Origin of the sequence: Mesorhizobium sp. M0664 (assembly GCF_040320565.1) — a bacterium.
Lineage (GTDB): Bacteria > Pseudomonadota > Alphaproteobacteria > Rhizobiales > Rhizobiaceae > Mesorhizobium.
On record NZ_JAMYPW010000003.1, the window covers coordinates 430,342 to 447,575 of the forward strand.

Genomic DNA, 17,234 nt, shown 5'->3' on the forward strand with positions numbered 1-17,234 from the left:
AGCGGCGCTTAAGGCTCGCCCGCCCCGATCGCTTCCTTGCGCTTGGCCACGTACGCCTCAAGCGCCTCGCGCCTGGAGACTTCCATCACCGGCTCGACATAGTCCTCCAGCGCCTTCTTCCAAAGCCTCGTCGCCCGCGCCGTGGCATCGAGCCCGCCAGCCTCCTGCCAGGCCTCGAAATTCTGCCAGTTGGACAGCATCGGCTGGTAGAAGGCCGTGGCGTAGCGCTCCAGCGTGTGCGGCTCGCCGAAGAAGTGGCCGCCGGTCGGAACCGCACCCAGAGCCTCGACGGCAAGCTCGGCCTCGTTGACCTCGATCGGGCGCAAAAACTCCATCATGTGCTGGATCATCTCGACGTCGATGATGAACTTTTCGAACGACGCTGTCAGTCCGCCCTCTTGCCAGCCGGCGGCATGGTAGACGAGGTTGCCATGGCCGAGCACCGCGCCCCACAGCGCCATCAGCGTCTCATAGGCGCCTTGCGCGTCGGCGGCATTGGAAGCCGAGCCCGGCGTTGTGCGATAAGGCAGGTTGTAACGCCGCGCCAACTGTCCGGACGCGATATTCGCCTTGGTGTTTTCAGGCGTGCCGAACGCCGGCGCTCCCGATTTCATATCGACATTGGAGGTGAAGGCGCCATACATCACCGGCGCGCCGGGGCGGACGAGCTGCGTCAGCACCACGCCGAACAGCGCCTCGGCATTCTGCTGGGCGAGCGCGCCGGCAAGCGTCACCGGGCTCATCGCTCCCATCAGCGTGAATGGCGTTACCGCCACCGACTGGCCGAACTCGGCCATCGTCATCAGCCCCTCGGCCATCATCTCGTCGAAGCGGCGCGGCGAATTGACCGAAATGATCGTGGTGACGCCGGGATCGTGGCGCATCTCGTCAAGCGTCAGTCCGCGCGCGATTGCCATCATTTCGATGCCGTCGAGCGCCCTGCCGCGGCCGATGGCCGAGACGTGAAAGCTTTTGTCGGTCAGTGTCAGATTGGCGAAATAAGTGTCGAGATGACGGGAATTCGCCGGCAATTCTACCGGCGCGCAGACCTGGTTGCCTAGCATGTGGATGCAGTTGAAATGCTGCGCCAGCCGGACGAGATCGGAATAATCGCGCAAATTGCCGGCACGGCGGCCGCGCTCCATGTCGTGCACATTCGGCGGCCCGGCGACGAGCGTGAAGTTGATGGTATTGCCGCCGAGGTGGACGGCATGGGCGGGATTGCGCGGCGTCAGCGTATAGCTGGACTGCGTCGTCTTCAGCGCTTCCTCGATCATGCCGCGATCGATGCGGACGTTCATCGTGGCATGATCGACCTTGGCCCCGGCCTTCTCGAACAGCGACAGCGCCCGCGGGCTCATCACCTCGATGCCGAAATTCTCCAAGATATGCATCGACGCCTGGTGGATCGCCTCGATCTGGTCGGCCGAGAGCATCGCCATTGGCGGATAGGGATTGGTGACGCGGCGCAACGGCAGTTGCGGGATGGCGGTCGGTCCCCTGTTGCTGGTTCGCTCGGCGCCGCGCTTGCGTCTTGGTTCGCTCATGCCGCGCATCAAAGCGCCGGCACGAGGATCGAGCTGTCAAGAATCCGCCACCTGCGGGCGTGATTTTAGCCAAGGCGGCATTCCGGGAATTTCACATCGGCAAAAGCGACAACAAACGTCGGAATGGTTATACTTGTTCCGCGTCAGGCAAAGCGCCGATGAGCCGTTAAGGAAGACAGCAAGATTCCTTTTATGTTTTCGGCCTAATGCTCTTCCGATGCGTAGGTCGAGTTTTAGTAAAATTATAGCGATTGCCGCGCCGCTGGCGCTTTCGGCCTGCGCGACGCCACCGAACCATATCAACGATGTGTGCGCCGTTTTCGACCAGAATGACGGCTGGTTCGACAATTGGCAGGCGGCGGCACAACGCACCGAGCAGAAATACGGTGTGCCGGTTCCCGTGCTGATGGCGACGGTGCGCAAGGAATCCGGCTTCAAGAGCAACGCAAGGCCGCCGCGCACCAAGCTGCTGGGCTTCATTCCCTGGAAACATATCTCCAGCGCCACCGGCTTCTCGCAGGCGCTCGACGGCACCTGGGCGCAATACCAGAACGAGACCGGAAGCTGGGCGGCGCGCCGCACCAGGTTTGCCGATGCCGTCGATTTCGTCGGCTGGTATCATTCCAAGACCGCCGACACGCTCGGCGTCGCCCGCAACGACACCTACAATCTGTATCTCGCCTACTATCTCGGCTGGAATGCCTACAAGCGCGGCAGTCGCGGCGACGCCGACGTGCAGCGCTATGCGCATGCCACCGAACAGATGGCGCAGGACTACGCCGCGCAGCTACGGCAATGCGCGCCCTAGCCTATTAACGGCTCTCAGCCGCCCTTGGGTTTGCGCGGCTTGCGCGTGGCGTCCTCGGCCTGTCGGCCGTCGCCGACAGTCGGCGGCATGATTGGTGCCACCGCGCTGTCGGCAGAGCTTGAGGTGCCGGTCTCTGAAACCTCGTCGCGAACCTCGTGACGGCGGGCTTTGGCGACCGCTTCGGCATTCTCCACTGCCTGGCCCTCGGCATCGGCTTCAACGCTGCCAGTCTTTCCATGCGGGCGCTTGGGCGGATCTCCGGCAAAGCCCGGGCCAACACCGTGGTTTGCATCATCCGGCACGCCCTCATTTGCGGCGTGCTCCTTGTCGAATTTGATCACCGGCTCCATTTTCGCCAGCACGTCGTCGGACAGCCAGCACAGGCTCATATGGCCGTCGCCGAGATTTTTGACTGGCGGCACCATGGTTTCGCAAAGGTTGTCCGGCACCAGTTTCTTGTAGCCGCAGCGCGTCTGGAACGGACAGCCGGACGGCGGGTTCATCGCCGAAGGGATGTCGCCCTCCAGCACGATGTGCTTCTTGACCACGCTTGTGTCGGCGATCGGGATCGCCGACAGCAATGCCTCGGTATAGGGGTGATAGGGCGGCGCGAATATCTGGTCGGTCGTGCCTTGCTCAACGATATAGCCGAGATACATGACGACGACGCGGTCGGCGATGTAGCGCACCACCGACAGATCGTGGCTGATGAACAGCATCGTCGTCTTGTTCTTGCGCTGGATGTCCATCAAGAGCTCGGTCACCGCGGCTTGGACCGACACATCCAGTGCCGAGACCGGCTCGTCGGCCACCACCACCTTGGCGTCGCCGGCAAAGGCACGCGCAACGCCGATGCGCTGTTTCTGGCCGCCTGAAAGCTGGCGCGGCTTGCGCGACTCGAACGCCCTCGGCAGCTTCACCAGGTCGAGCAATTCCAGCATTCGCTTGCGGCGGTCGGCCACTGTGTCGCCGACGTTGAACTTTTCCAGCGTACGGATGATCTGCGAACCGACCGAATGGCTGGGATTGAGCGTGTCGAACGGATTTTGGAACACCATCTGGATCGATGACACCGTGTCGACGCTGCGCTTCTCGATCCCGGTCGACTGAATCTCCTTGTTGCCGAGCTTGACGCGGCCGGAGCTTGCCGTTTCGAGGCCGAGCAGCACCTTGGCCAGGGTCGATTTTCCGCAGCCGGATTCGCCGACGATAGCGACGGTCTCGGATTCGCGCGCCATGAACGAGATCGTCTCGTTGGCCTTGACGACACGGCCCTCGCTCGAGCCGAACACTTCGCTGCCGCCGACCTTGTAGTACTTCCGGAGGTCTTCGATCTGGAGCACCGGCGCACCGGGCACCACCCGCTCGTTGACCTTCTTGGCGCCGGGTGGCAGCGCCTCCCAGTCGATCTCGTTGAAGCGCACACAGCGCGAGAAATGCCCGTCATGGCCTTCGACCGCGATCATCGGAATTTCGGCGGCGTTGCAGACGCCCTCGACGAAATGGTGGCAGCGCGGGCCGAAATTGCAGCCCTTCGGCCGCTCGTGCGGTAGCGGCAACTGCCCTGGGATGGATATCAGCGGCCGCGAATTCTTGTCGGCGCCCGGCAACGGGATCGAGCGGAACAGGCCTTGCGTGTAGGGATGGCGCATCCGGTCGAAGACGTCCTTGATCTTGCCGGTCTCCACCGCTTCGCCCGAATACATCACCGTGATGCGGTCGCAGGTCTCCAGGATCAGGCCGAGGTTGTGCGACACGAAGATCATCGAGGTGCCGAACTTCTCGCCCAGCCCCTTGACCAGGTCGACGATGCCGGCCTCCACCGTCACGTCGAGCGCTGTCGTCGGCTCGTCGAGCAGAAGCAGCGCCGGCTTCGACAGCAGCGCCATGGCAATGACGATGCGCTGCTGCTGACCGCCGGAAAGCTGGTGCGGGTAGGAACGCATCATGCGCTCGGGATCCGGCAGCTTCACCGCGCGCACCATTTCCAAGGCGCGTTTGTAAGCTTCGTCCTTCGACACCTTGTCGTGGATCAGTGGCACTTCCATCAGCTGCTGGCCGACCTTCATCGCCGGGTTCAGGCTGGCCATCGGTTCCTGGTAGATCATCGCGATCTTGTTGCCGCGGATGGCGCGCAGTTCCTCGTCGGACAATTCTCCCATGTCCTTGCCCTGGAATTTGATCTTTCCGCCGACGATCTTTCCGATGTTGGAGAGGTCGCGCATGATGCCGAGCGACACGGTCGACTTGCCGCAGCCGGATTCGCCGACAATACCCATCGCCTCGCCGGGCATGACCGTGCAGGAAAAATCCATGACCGCCGGGATCTCGCCCTTGCGGGTGAAGAAGGAGATCGACAGGTTCTCGATCTCGATGATCGGGCCATTCGTCGGCTTGGCGGGATTTCGAACTGCCTCATTCATGGGTCGCTCCAATCCTTGTTCTTCAGGCATGTCGGGCCGAACCCGGCATCGATCTTCCCGGCGTCAATCTTTGCCGGCATCAATCCTTCATAGACTGTTCGCGCAGCGAATCCGCCAGGAGGTTGAGGCCGAGCACGAACGACATCAATGCGATCGTCGGCGGCAGCGCCGGGTGGATGAAGGAGCGCAGCAGCCGGCTTGCATCCTTGATCGCCGTGCCCCAGTCCGGGCTTTCCGGCGCCAGTCCCAGCCCGAAATAGCCGAGCGTACCGAGCAGGATCGTGGTGTAGCCGATGCGCAGGCAGGCGTCGACGATAAGCGGCCCGCGCGCATTGGGCAATATCTCCCACAGCATGATGTACCAGGGCGATTCACCGCGCGTTTGTGCCGCCGCAACATAGTCGCGCGTTTTGATGTCCATGACCAGGCCGCGCACGATGCGGAACACGCCGGGGCTGGAGGCGAACACCACCGCCACGAAGATGTTGAGCTGGTTGGGATCGATGTGGATGATCTTGAACGGATCGGCATCGAAGACAAGGCCCGCATAGATCCAGCCGCCAAGTACCAACGTCAGGCCAAGCAGGATATAGAGGCGGTCGGGGCGGTTCTTGTAGCGCGTCCAGAACAGCACACTGAAGAAGATGATCGGAAACAGGAAGAACAGCCCTGCCATCGCGTAGGGGATCGGCGTGTCCATGATGCCCGGCGTCACCAGCAGGTAGAACAGGAGGATCACCGGGAAGGCCAGCACAAGGTTGGCGAGGAAGGACAGCACCGTATCGATCTTGCCGCCATAATAGCCGGCCGGCAGGCCGAGCGTAATGCCGACCATCAGCGCAAAACCGGTCGCCGCCGGCGCGATGATCAGCACGATCTGGCTGCCATAGACCATGCGGGAGAACACGTCGCGGGCGAGCTTGTCGCCGCCGAAATAGTATACAAGTTTCGACCCCGGCTCGATTGCGCCCGGCAGCGCGTCCTTCATGATCGGCACTTGGGCGAGCGGATCGAAGGGCGAGATGGTCGACGCGAAGATCGCCGTAAACAGCCAGAACAGGCAGATGCCGACGCCGACGATGCCGACGCCGCTGTCGAAAAGCTGGCCGTAAAGGCCTAGCTTCTTCTTGTAGCCGAAGCTCGCCCCCATCACCAGGGCGAGAGCGATCCAGACCGGCCAGAAGCGGGCAAGCACGCCGAGTACGACGTTGAAGGCGCTGAGATATTCGACCTGCATCCGCCCGGTCTCCTATTGAACTCTGATGCGCGGATTGAGGAACGCGTAGCCGACATCGGAGATGAGCTGTGTGATCAGGACGATAAACACCGAGACCAGCGAGCAGCCGAGCAGAAGATCGATGTCGTTGTTGCCGGCGGCCTCGACCAGGGTGTAGCCGAACCCCTGGTAGCGGAACATCACCTCGACGATGACGACGCCGGTGAGCAGCCAGGGGAACTGCAGCATGATGACCGTGAATGGCGCGATCAGGGCGTTGCGCAGAGCGTGCTTTATCACCACGCTGCCGAAGGAGAGGCCCTTCAGCCGGGCGGTTCGGATATATTGCTGGGTCATCACCTCGACCATCGAGGCGCGGGTCATGCGAGCGATGTAGCCGATGCCGTAGATCGCCAGCGTCATCACCGGCAAGGTGAAATTATAGAAGGTGATGCCCTGGCTGGCCGAGGCCGCCGAACCGTTCAGCACGCCGAGCCAGGAGGCAAAGATCACGGTGAAGATGACGCCCGAAACATATTCGGGCGTCGCCGTCGAGGCGATCGAAGCCACCGACAATGTGCGGTCGGTGCGTGAACCCTCGCGCATACCGGCGAGAATACCGATCAAAAGCGAGATCGGCACCATTACGGCCAGCACGCAGAGCATCAGGATGCCGGTGGCGCTGAGCGCCGGAAAGAGTTTCGAAGCGACCGTCGTCTTGAACTTGGTCGAGCAACCGAAATCGCCTTGCAGGATGCCGGAGAATGTCGGCACGACCGGATCGTTGCAGAAGGAGAAACGCTGTGCGGGCTTGCCGGTCGCCGGGTCGGTCACCGGCTGCTTGGGCATGATGCCCAGCCATTGACCGTAGCGGATAAAGAAATTCTGCCGATAGCCATGGTTGACCAGCCAAGCCTCAAGCTGCTCGGCGGATGTGTGCATTTCGGTCTGGCTGATCGCGAGCTTCTTCAGATTAGGCCCGAGATTGACCAGGAAGAAGACGATCATCGTCAGGCACAGCATCGTCACTGCCATGGTGCCGAGACGCCTGATAACGAAAGAAAGCATGGCGGTCCCCTGCCGGTCGGGTTGGGGGTGGAACCGGTTTGCAAGCCGTGCGCTGCCGCCAGCGGCAGAACAAGCCTTCAGACCAGTCCCAGATGCAATACCCTTTTTATTGCAGACCCAGGCCGAAGAGTCCGCAACTTTTTGCTGCGCCGACTTCCGGTCCAAGGACCATGCAAAGAGCGAGGGAAAGGGGCGAGACGCCCCCTTCCGGATCGTCCGGTCAGGCCTGGTCGAGCCAGACCTTGCCGTAGTCGCGCTCGAAGGTCGGGTGCATCTTGTAGTTCTGCACCGCCTTGACCGAATGGCTGTAGAGCTTGCGCCAATAAGGCTGGATGATAATGCCGGAATCCTGCAGGATCTGCTCGATATCCTTCATCATTTCCTTGCGCTTGGCGGCGTCGGCAACTGCCAGCGCAGCGTTGAGCTTGGCATCCCACTCCGGATTCGACCAGGCCGTCTCGTTCCAGGCCTCACCTGTGCGATAGCCGATCGCCAGAACCTGGACGCCGAGCGGCCGCATGTTCCAGTTGGTCATCGACAGCGGATACTTCGTCCAGTCGTTCCAGAAGGTCGAACCCGGCAGCACCGTACGCTTGACCTTGATGCCGGCGTCGCGCATCTGCGCGGCGATCGCATCGCCTGTGTTCTTGTGCCAGTCTTCGTCGACCGTGATCAGTTCGTGCTCGAAATCGGCCTGGCCGGCTTCGGCCATCAGCGCCTTTGCCTTGGCCGGGTCGCGAGCAATCTTCGGCAATTCATAGTATTCCGGATGGATCGGGGCGACATGGTGGTTTTCGGCAACCGTGCCGGCATTGCCGTAGCCGAGTTGCAGGACGACATTGTTGTCGACCGCGAGCTGCAGGGCGTTGCGAACCTTCTGGTCGCCGTAAGGCTTGTTGGTCACATTGGTACGGCAGACGATCGTCGAGGCGGTGACGATCTCCGACTTCACCAAATCCATGCCGTCGAGGATCGACACATAGTCGGCCGACGTCTCGAAGTTGGTGTGCACCTCGCCTGCCTCGAAAGCGCTGACCATCGCCGCCGGATCGGTGCCGTAGTCGATGAACTCGATGCCGTCGAGGAAGACGTCACCATCCCACCATTTGTTGTCTTCGCGGCGCTTGTAGACCACTTTCTGGCCGACATCGTAGGAGACCAACTCGAACGGGCCGGTTCCGATCGGGCAGGACTTGAAGTCGCCGCCCTTCTCGTCGAAGGTCTTGTGGACGATAAGGCCGGGATAGTCGCACACGTTGGGAATGAGGGCGATATCCGGCTTGCTGAGCGTCAGCTTGACCGTGTGATCGTCGACCTTGGTAACCGCGCTCTCATCCAGCTTGTCATCCTTGACCAGCGAACCGAGGCGACCGGGCATGGAATTGCCTTCGGCTTTCTTGTCGGCCCAACGCTTGAGGTTGAAGATGACGTCGTCTGCGGAGAACGGATCGCCGTTGTTCCAGGTGACGCCCTTGCGCACATGCAGCGTGTATTCGGTAGCGTCGTCATTCACGTCCCAGCTCTCCAGCAGATAGGGGCGGAACGTGTATTCGGTGGTGTATTTGACCAGCGGCTCGAGCGCCTGGCGCTCGGCATTGGCGATTTCCGACCAGTCGGCCTTGCGCGGATCCTTCGGATCCTTGATCCATTGCGCGACCTTCAATACGCCGCCTTTCTTGCCCTGGACCTCTTCCGCCTTGGCCGGCGTCGGGTCTGCAAGGCCAAGCATGCCATAGGCCATCGCCGTCGACGCGCCGAAGACGCTGGCGAGAGCTAGAAATTCGCGACGATCCATCTTGCCTGCCTTGGCGTCTTCGGCCATGGCCAGGATGTGATCGGGAACGCGGTCGCCGTTACTCTTGTAGATCGTCATGACTTACTCCCATTGTTGGCTTTCTGCCTTTTAACATTCCGCATCCTCGCCATGATGTCAAAGACGGCAGGGATTGGGAACATGCCAAGGAATGTGCAACTTTGAAAGCAGGGCGGTTCGCGCGATAACGACAGTCTTGGCGCAAATTTGCTACTGCGCCAGGGATTTCGTCCGAAATCCCCACAGGCAATTAAACTGGGACATTCGCCGCTGCGCCACTCGTTCTCAGGCAACCAGTTGTTCTGCGCGAACGGCCGGTTTCAATATTCCCGTTCGTAGAAAACACCGCCTTTTGCTTCGCCGGCGTCGGTTGCCTCGCCACGCAGCTTGACGCCGCGCCCAACGTCGAGATCGACGGTTGCCTTGCCCGAGCCCGGCCTGTCGCCCTTCTGGATCGTCACATAGGTACGGTCGTTGAGATACTTGCCCGCCGAGACGGCGGTGCCACCCTGTTCATCGGTGATTACGTCGAGATCGTCGACGCCGATTGCGCTGCGCAGGTTCTGCAGCAGTGAGGTCGAGCCGCCGACGCCGGCCAGTTGTCCGGCAGCCTCGGCAAGCTGCGCGATCTGCAGCGGCGACAGGTTCGACATCGAACGGCCGAAGATCAGCTGCGCCAGCACCTCATCCTCCGGCAGCGCGGGTACCGAGGAGAAGGTGAATTTCGGGTTGTTCGCCTCGCCTGACACCACGATAGTCACGGTGGCGCTGGTCGTCTTCGATTGCGCCGTGAGATTGAGGTAGGGCACCAGAGAGCCGGAAAAGCCGACGGTGCCTTCCGTGAAGGTCAGCCGCTTGGCAAGGATCGTCAACCGTCCGCGCCGCAAGGTGAAGGTGCCGACCGCCTGGGGTGACGATGCCGGGCCGGTCAGCCGCAGCGAACCGCCGAGCTCGGCGTCGACACCCCTGCCCTGGATGAAGATCTGGCTCGGCGCATTGACCGTGACGTCGAGATTGAGGCCGTTGCCGCCGCCGCCACTGCTTGCAGCGGCCGGGCGCAACGCCTTGTCCTGCGCACGCACGGCGGCCGGCGCATTCTTGTGCTTGACGTTGAGCTCGGCCAGCGAGCCGGGCAGCTTTTCGGGTACGGTGATGACGGTCTTGGCCAGGTTGACCGTACCGGAAATCACCGGCGCGGAGGTGAGCGGTCCCTTGACGGTCAGGTCGCCGCCAAGATTGGCGGTGACCACCTTGCCGTCGGTATAGCGGCCATCGACGAGCTTGACCGACAGGTCGGCCGGAAAACCTTTTGCCGGATCGATGCCGACGGTGCCGCTGGCCGAAAGGCTGCCGCGTGTCGACAGCGTGCCGGTCAGGCGGTTGATCCTGGCCACGCCATTGCCGATAGCGACATCGGCAGTGATGTCGTTGATCGCAAGCCCCGATCGCGCATCGACCAGACGGGCGCCCGACGTGCGGACCGTGCCTGAGATCACCGGCGACGTCGCCGGGCCGCGCACCTGCACATCGACGTCGGCCGTGCCGCTGAGGGACAGGCCTTGCGCGGCGAGTGTCCTGGTGAGGAAGGCGAACGGCACCTTGCCGGAAAAGTTGAGATCAAGGGTGGGCGCGCCTGATGTCGTCATCGTGCCGCCGCCCTTGAGGCCGAGGCCGGCGGCATCGCTCATGTTGGCGTCGAAGGTCAGTCTGTTGCCCGAATACGTACCTGAGGATGAAACGCCCATGCCGCCGAAACCTGCACCACGGGTCTGCGACGTCTGAACGCCTGCGGCGTCGATCTTGAAGGCAACGGCCGGATTGGCCGGCGCGCCCGTCACCTTCACCGTGCCCGAGATGGAACCGGCGGCATCGAGGCCCGGCGAAAAACTGTTGGCTATCGAGATCGGGACGCGGGCCAGCGTCGCGTTGAGGTCGAACGCCTGCCCAGCCTTGCCCGTGATCGTCGCCGTGCCGCCGCCGAGGTTGAGCACCAGCCTGTCGAGGCTGGTCACTCCATTGGCGATGTTGATGGTCGAGGCCTGGGCGATGGCCGCCTTGATGCCGCGGATGGTCGCCTCGCCGGAGGCAAGTTCGACCGTCGTCGTGCCCTTGACCGCCTTGACCCGGCCGGCCGCCCTCAGCGGAATATCCTTGACGGTGGCGCCACCGGAAAAGCCGGTCCATTCGCCGTCGCGCTTGAGATCGACGTTGACGCCCCGAATAGCCGTTCCGCCGGAAGTTACGCTGTCGGCACGGATTTTGCCCGAGATCACCGGTGCCGCCAGATAGTTGGCGATCAGCGCATCGATGCTCACGGCCTTGGCCGAGACATCGCCGCGCGAGATCGAGGCCGTCGTCGCCTTGACGGCGACTTGCGGCACGGTACCCGCCTTGGAGAAGGCGATCGTGCCGCGCACATCGCCATCGGCCTTTTCCAGTGCCAGGGCCGCAAGCGGACCGATATCGGGCAGGTCGAGCGCCACGGTGCCGGCCGGCAGGAAGGCATCGTCAAGCGCCAGGTCGCCGGAAATACGGTTCTTGCCGAGCGACAGCAAAAGCCCGTTGATGGCGCGTTTGCCGTCCGATGTCGCCAGCACGGCACTACCCTGCAGCGGTTGGCCGCCGACGTTTCCGGTGAGTTGCACATTCGCGGCGGGGTTGGCCGCATCAGCCTTGCCGGTGGCGGTGAGCTTCAATCCCGTGATCTCACGCGCGGCCACCGAAAGCTTGTCGCTGTTGACAGTCAGCGATAGATCCGGTGCGGTACTGGCGCCTTGCGCATTCAGCGCGAAAGAAATAGCGCCTCCGGCATCCTTGGATAGCAGCGAGACGTCGCCTAGTGCGCCTTTGACGTCGGCGCTCAGCTTGTTATCGGCAAGGCTCGCCTGCCCGTCTGCGGTCAGCGCGCCTGATGACAGCCTGATCGCGTTGGCGGTGACATTGCCGTTGGCATCCCGCTTCAGCGCGGCACTGAATTGCGTTCGCTCGGCGAGCACGCCACGCACCGCCGCCGGCAGCGCCGCCGAGGCGGCGTCCGCCTTGACATTGAGGTCGATGGCGCCGTCGGCCAGCGAGACCCGCCCGTTGAAGCCGCTGTTCAATGCGTCGCTGGTCACCGTGCCGCTATCGATGACGATGGCATCGGCGGCAAGGCTGCCGGCGAGTTTGGCGGTGACCTTGCCGGCGATCAGCGGCGCGATAGTCGGATTGTCGATGCCGATTTTTTCGGCAGTCACGGTGCCGGAGATCGGCCCGCTCCGGGCTTTCACGTCAAAGCGATCGGAGTGCAGCGCAAGCGTGATGCCCTCGATCATAGCTAGATTGGTGGCGGCCGATGGCAGCGTCGCGGAAATGTCGAGCTTCGGCTGGGCGCCCTGCCCGGCCGCCGTTAGCGATATCGCCTGTAGCTCGAGCTTGATCGGGCTCTCCTTGCTGCCAAGCGACAACGGCAGGCTCGGACCGGTAGAGGCCAGGTGGAGCGAAAAATCGCTGGCACCGTTCGGATTGATGGTGCCGGCTGCCTTGCCGGAGATCTTCTCGCCGGCAAGCGTCGCCTGCTCGATGGCCAGGCCGCTGGCCGACGAGAAACGGCCTGCTGCGTCGAGATCCAGCGGCCCGAGCCCAGCCTGCCGGGTCTGGCTGGTTTCGGCGCCGTTGAGCCGGGCGGTGAAGCGAATATCTGGGGCAGCCGACGATCCGGTGACCTGCGCGGTGCCGCTGAGCACGCCCACGGCATCGAGACCCGGTGAAAAATCATTGGCAAGCGCTGCCGGCACCGCCGACAAGGTGGCAGCGAGATCAAGCGTCTGGCCGGCCGTACCCGACACGGCAACCGAACCACCGCCGACACCGAGCGCCAATTTCTCTATGCTCACCCTGCCATTGGCGATTGTCAGCGCTGATGGCTGCGCGACAGCTGCCTTGATGCCGCGGATGGTCGCCTCGCCCGAGGCAAGCTCGATGCTGGTGGTGCCGTTCGCAACCCTGACCCGCCCGGACGCGCTGGCCGGAATGCCGGCGACCGTGGCGCCGCCGCTAAAGCCGGTCCAGTCGCCATCGCGCTTCAGGTCGACATCGATGCCGCTGATCACCGTGGGTCCGGAGGTGATCGTGTCGGCCTTGATCTTGCCGGCGATTGCCGGTGCTTTGAGATAATTGGCGACCAGCGCGTTGACGGCGATTGTCTTCGCCGCCAGTTCGCCGCGCGAAATCACGGTGCTCGTCGCATCGATCGCGACCGTCGGCGCTCCGTTGTCGTTCGCAAAGCGGATGGTGCCGCGCACGTCGCCGGCTACCGACTGGCCTGTGAGTGCGGCCAGCGGAGCAATATCGGCGGCATCGAGGGTCAACGTGCCGAGCGGCAGCAGGTTGTCGTCGAGCCCGAGGTCGCCGGAGACCTTGTTGTCGGCTAACGAGACGGCAAGTCCATTGATGGAGCGCTTGCCGTCGGTTGTGACCAGCGATGCCTTGAGGTCGAGCGGCTGGTCGTCGACCGAGCCGGTCAGCGAGACATCGGCGGCGGGACTGGCGATATCGGCCTTGCCGCTCGCGCTCAGCCTGATCTGCTTCACCGTATGGCCGGACGCCGTCAGGCTGTCGCTGTTGGCCGAAACCGAGAAATCCGGTGCGCTGCGCGCGCCGCTTGCGGTAAGCCCGAAACCGACGGCGCCGCCGACGTTGGCGCCGACCAGCGGCGACAGCACCGACACGTCGCCCAGCGTACCCTTGATATCGGCTCGGATATCGGTGCCTTGCACACTGGCGGTGCCGCTGGCGCTAAGCGTACCGGAGGTGAGTTGCAATGCGTTGGCGGCGAACGCACCGTCCGGGTCGCGTGTCGCGGTTGCGGAAAACTGCACGCGCTCACCGAGAACCGAGCTGATTTGCGGCGGCAGCGCCGTCGAAGCCGCGTCGGCATTCATCTTGAGCGTCATCGACAGATCGGCAAGCGCCACTGTGGCTGTTACGGACGCATTGAGCGCGTCGCTGCGTAGCGTCCCTTCGTCGACGACAATCTGTTCCTTGCTGACGGAGCCGGCGAGACCGGCGCTGACCCTGCCCGTTATCAGCGGCGCCAAAGTCGCGACGTCGGTGTTCAGGCCGGCCGCCGTCAGCTTGATGGTGACCGGCCCGCTACGGTTCTGGATGTCGAAACCATCGGAATGCACTTGCCCGATCAGGTCGTCCACCCGCGTGCCGCCCGCCACCACCGAGACCAGCGACGCGCCGATATCCATCATCGGCGCCTTGCCATCGCCGAAAGCGCGGGCCGTGGCATCCTTGATTGCCACGGTTATCGGTTGCGCCTCGCTGCCGAGGCTGAGCACGATCGGCGGCCCCTTTGCGGCGAGCTTCACCGAAAGGTCGCTGGCGCCGTTCGGATCGACAATGCCGGCAGCGGTCGCGTGCAAGGCGCCGCTGTCGATATTGGCGCGCTCGACATCGACGCCGCCGGCCGCGGTCGCCGTGCCGGCGAGGTCGAAGGTGGTCTTGCCGGCAAACAGCGGTTTCAGGGTTTCGGGCAGGAAGCGCTCGAATTCGCCATCGCCGTTGGCCTCGACATAATGACCCTTGTCGGTGAGCTGATGGCGACCGGTAAGCTGGGTGACGATCCGGCCGTCGACAACGAAGGTCCCGATGCCATTCCAGTTGGCGAGCGGTCCGGTGCCGGAAACGACAATGTTGACCGGCGGCGCGCCCGGCAGGTTGAGCAGGTTGGCGATGATGCCGCCGGCCGGCTCGGATGCCTTAAGGTCGAGGTCGAGCTTGTTGTCGGCCGGCGCGAAATGGGCTTTGGCGTCGACCGTGCCTTGCTTGCCGTCGTGGCGAACGATGTTGAGGTTGGTCTCGATCGCCAATGGAGAGGCGTCCGCCTTGAGCGCTCCCTTGGCTGCAAGTTCGGCCACACCGCTGCCGGCCAGAGCCTGCCCGAGCGCGATTTCGGGAAGGTCGAGTTGCCTGACGTCGATGGAAACCGGCAGCGTCGTCGCTCCGCTTTGGCTCGGCTGTGTATTGGCCACCGGCAGCCTTGCCAACTCGATACGCTCGGCCCCAATGCGATCGGCGCTGAAGCTCTTCGACAGGAGTGCCAGCGGCGACCAATCGACGGCCACGTTGCGCGCCACCATCCAGGCGCCTTCGCGATCCTCCAGAACGACATGATCGACCCTCAGCGCGCCCGACCAGATGCCGTCGATGCCGACGACAGTCACCTTGCGGTCGCCGGTCGAGGCCATGGTCGAGATGATGCCGGCAAGGTTTTCGCGGCCGCGCTCGGTTTTGGTCAGCACGACGACCGCCCCCACCGCCGCTGCCACGACGATGAGCAGCGTGTAGAAAAGAATACGGAGGATGCGCCTGAATATTGCCATCAGAATGCCTGGCCGATGCCGGCATAAATGCCGAAATGAGGATCGTCAGGACCGCGGTTGAGAGGCACCGCCGCGTCGACGCGCAGCGGCCCGAACGCCGTCAGATAGCGCAAGCCTACACCCGCGCCGACCTTCATGTCCGAAAAATCGGGGACCTGCCTGGTCGACACCGTGCCGGCATCGACGAACGGCACGACGCCGATCTTGTCGGTGACGGCGATGCGCATCTCGACCGAGGTCTCGAAGAAGGAAAGCCCGCCGATCGGTTCTCCATTGCTGTCCTTCGGGCCGATGCCTTGATAGGCATAGCCGCGCACCGAACCGCCGCCGCCTGAGTAGAAGCGTCGATCTGCCGGAACATCTTGAAGACTGGCGCCGATGATGGAGCCGATGGCGACACGTTCGGCGAAAACGAATTTCGAGGCCGAATCGAGTGACTGGTAGGCCGACCCCTCGCCCTTCAGCTTGACAAACGCAGCCCCGCTCAAAATGTCGTAGCTCGGCTCACCATAGGCCAGCACCCTGAAGCCCCGGGTCGGATTGAGCTTGCTGTCGCGATTGTCGTAGACATATTGCAGTGGAATGCTGGCGATCAGATAGGTGTGCTTGCCGAAAGCGTCGTGGATCCTCGAATAATCCAGCGCGACTTGCGCGGAAACCGTCTGCTTCTTGTCCAATTCGTAGGATAGGCCGGTGCTGCCCTTGACCGAGAAATGGTCGTAGGCGTCGGGGTGTTCCAGCACGGTATTGACGCTGGCAATGAATTTCGACGCCGGCCCGACCACGCCCGGCTTTTCGAACATGACGCCGGCATTGTAATTGAGCTGGGTCAAGTCGTTGCTGCCGATGCCGCTGATCTTGCCGTCGATGCGCAGCTTTTCGGCGCGGCCAAACAGATTGCGATGCCCCCAATAGCCTTCGAGGCCCAGCCCTTCGGTGTTTGAGAAGCTGCCGCCAATGCCGAAATAGCGCGGCTTGCGTTCGCTTACCTGGACACCGATCGGGATGTTGCCCTCGGCGTCGAGTGCGTCGGCTTCCTTCACCGTCACGCTGTTGAAGACCTCGAGCCCGAGCAGCCGGTCACGCGCATCGTCGATCTCATCGGGCGAATATTGGCGACCGCGCTTAAGGCCGGTCATATATTCGGTGAAGTCGCGGTCGACCTTTTCCGTGCCCTCGACAGTGGTGTCGCCATAGCCGGCGACCGGGCCGGCCGCGACGGCAAGCGTCACGTCGAGCGTCGAACCGGCGTGCTCGGCGACGATCTCGCGGCCCGTCACCTTGGCCAGCGGCCTGCCTTCTTGCTTGAGTGCCCGCACGATCGCCGCCTCGGCCTTGAGCACGGCGCCCGAACTGGCGTCACCGCCGGCGATCAGACCGAAATCGGCACTTGCCAGCCCCGCCGCATCGCCTTCCAGTCTGATGTTGCCAAGCGTGAATTTCGGCCCGGCTGCTATGCTTATCACCACCGGTATCGGCTGCGGACCCGAAAACTCGGCATCGGGCGGCAGATCGTCGAGCGGCTTGCCCTGAATAGTGATGGTGACGACACCCTCGTAGCGGGCGTCACTGTAGAGTGCGGCAACAAGTTGCTCACGGTCGCTGCGCGCCTTGGCCAGCAGGCCGAGAGAACCGGATACCGGGTGTTCCTCGTCGGCCTTCAGCGCCGAGGCGTTTTCGAGCTTCTCGGCGAGATCCTTGTCGGCGTCCGGCGCCTCGATCGTCACCGCATAGCGCAGCGGGTCGACGATATCGGCATCTTCGTCTTTGGATCCCCACAGCTTGATGCCGAAAATCTCGAAGGCCGCCGCACTTCCGGTTTCGGCAACAAGTGCCGTAGAGCACAACAATGCGAAAAGCAGGGCGCGCGAAAGCGCGCGCCGTGGCGCGGTTCCTCCCGACATCTGCCTTTCATACGCCGGCATTACGCTCCTAGCCTAGCTCGCAAACCTAAAATTGGAATGAAGTTCTGAAGCACTCGTAAAGGG

8 protein-coding genes are annotated in these 17,234 nt (G+C 63.0%); 1 reads left to right on the forward strand and 7 read right to left on the reverse strand.

Annotated features, from left to right (window positions below; genetic code table 11):
- Nucleotides 1-8: 8 nt before the first annotated feature.
- Entirely contained in the window at nucleotides 9-1,547 is a 1,539-nt protein-coding gene (locus NKI39_RS07590; protein WP_352684725.1) for a trimethylamine methyltransferase family protein, read from the reverse strand.
- Nucleotides 1,548-1,764: 217 nt separating this feature from the next.
- Between NKI39_RS07590 and NKI39_RS07595 the strand changes: the two genes are divergently transcribed.
- Complete coding sequence (locus tag NKI39_RS07595; protein WP_352453201.1) at nucleotides 1,765-2,355, forward strand: transglycosylase SLT domain-containing protein; 591 nt, start codon at nucleotides 1,765-1,767, stop codon at nucleotides 2,353-2,355.
- Between the two features lie 14 nt (nucleotides 2,356-2,369).
- Here NKI39_RS07595 and NKI39_RS07600 read toward each other — a convergent pair whose 3' ends face one another.
- From NKI39_RS07600 to NKI39_RS07625, 6 genes are all read right to left on the reverse strand, one after another.
- Nucleotides 2,370-4,778 (reverse strand): dipeptide ABC transporter ATP-binding protein, encoded by a 2,409-nt coding sequence (locus tag NKI39_RS07600; RefSeq protein WP_352769165.1) that lies wholly within the window; start codon nucleotides 4,776-4,778, stop codon nucleotides 2,370-2,372.
- Nucleotides 4,779-4,857: 79 nt separating this feature from the next.
- Nucleotides 4,858-6,015 carry an ABC transporter permease gene (locus NKI39_RS07605; RefSeq protein ID WP_352503177.1) on the reverse strand — a complete coding sequence of 386 codons (1,158 nt, stop codon included), beginning with the start codon at nucleotides 6,013-6,015 and terminating at the stop codon, nucleotides 4,858-4,860.
- A gap of 12 nt (nucleotides 6,016-6,027) precedes the next feature.
- Nucleotides 6,028-7,062 carry an ABC transporter permease gene (locus NKI39_RS07610; protein ID WP_352453204.1) on the reverse strand — a complete coding sequence of 345 codons (1,035 nt, stop codon included), beginning with the start codon at nucleotides 7,060-7,062 and terminating at the stop codon, nucleotides 6,028-6,030.
- A 220-nt stretch (nucleotides 7,063-7,282) separates the two neighbouring features.
- Nucleotides 7,283-8,935: an ABC transporter substrate-binding protein gene (locus NKI39_RS07615; protein ID WP_352473524.1), complete on the reverse strand. Its 1,653-nt coding sequence runs from the start codon at nucleotides 8,933-8,935 to the stop codon at nucleotides 7,283-7,285.
- A 260-nt stretch (nucleotides 8,936-9,195) separates the two neighbouring features.
- Complete coding sequence (locus NKI39_RS07620; RefSeq protein WP_352831262.1) at nucleotides 9,196-15,246, reverse strand: translocation/assembly module TamB domain-containing protein; 6,051 nt, start codon at nucleotides 15,244-15,246, stop codon at nucleotides 9,196-9,198.
- On the reverse strand, nucleotides 15,246-17,171 hold the full coding sequence (locus NKI39_RS07625; protein ID WP_352831264.1) for an autotransporter assembly complex protein TamA: 1,926 nt from the start codon (nucleotides 17,169-17,171) through the stop codon (nucleotides 15,246-15,248). The genes NKI39_RS07620 and NKI39_RS07625 overlap by 1 nt, the downstream gene beginning before the upstream one ends.
- Between the last annotated feature and the right edge of the window lie 63 nt (nucleotides 17,172-17,234).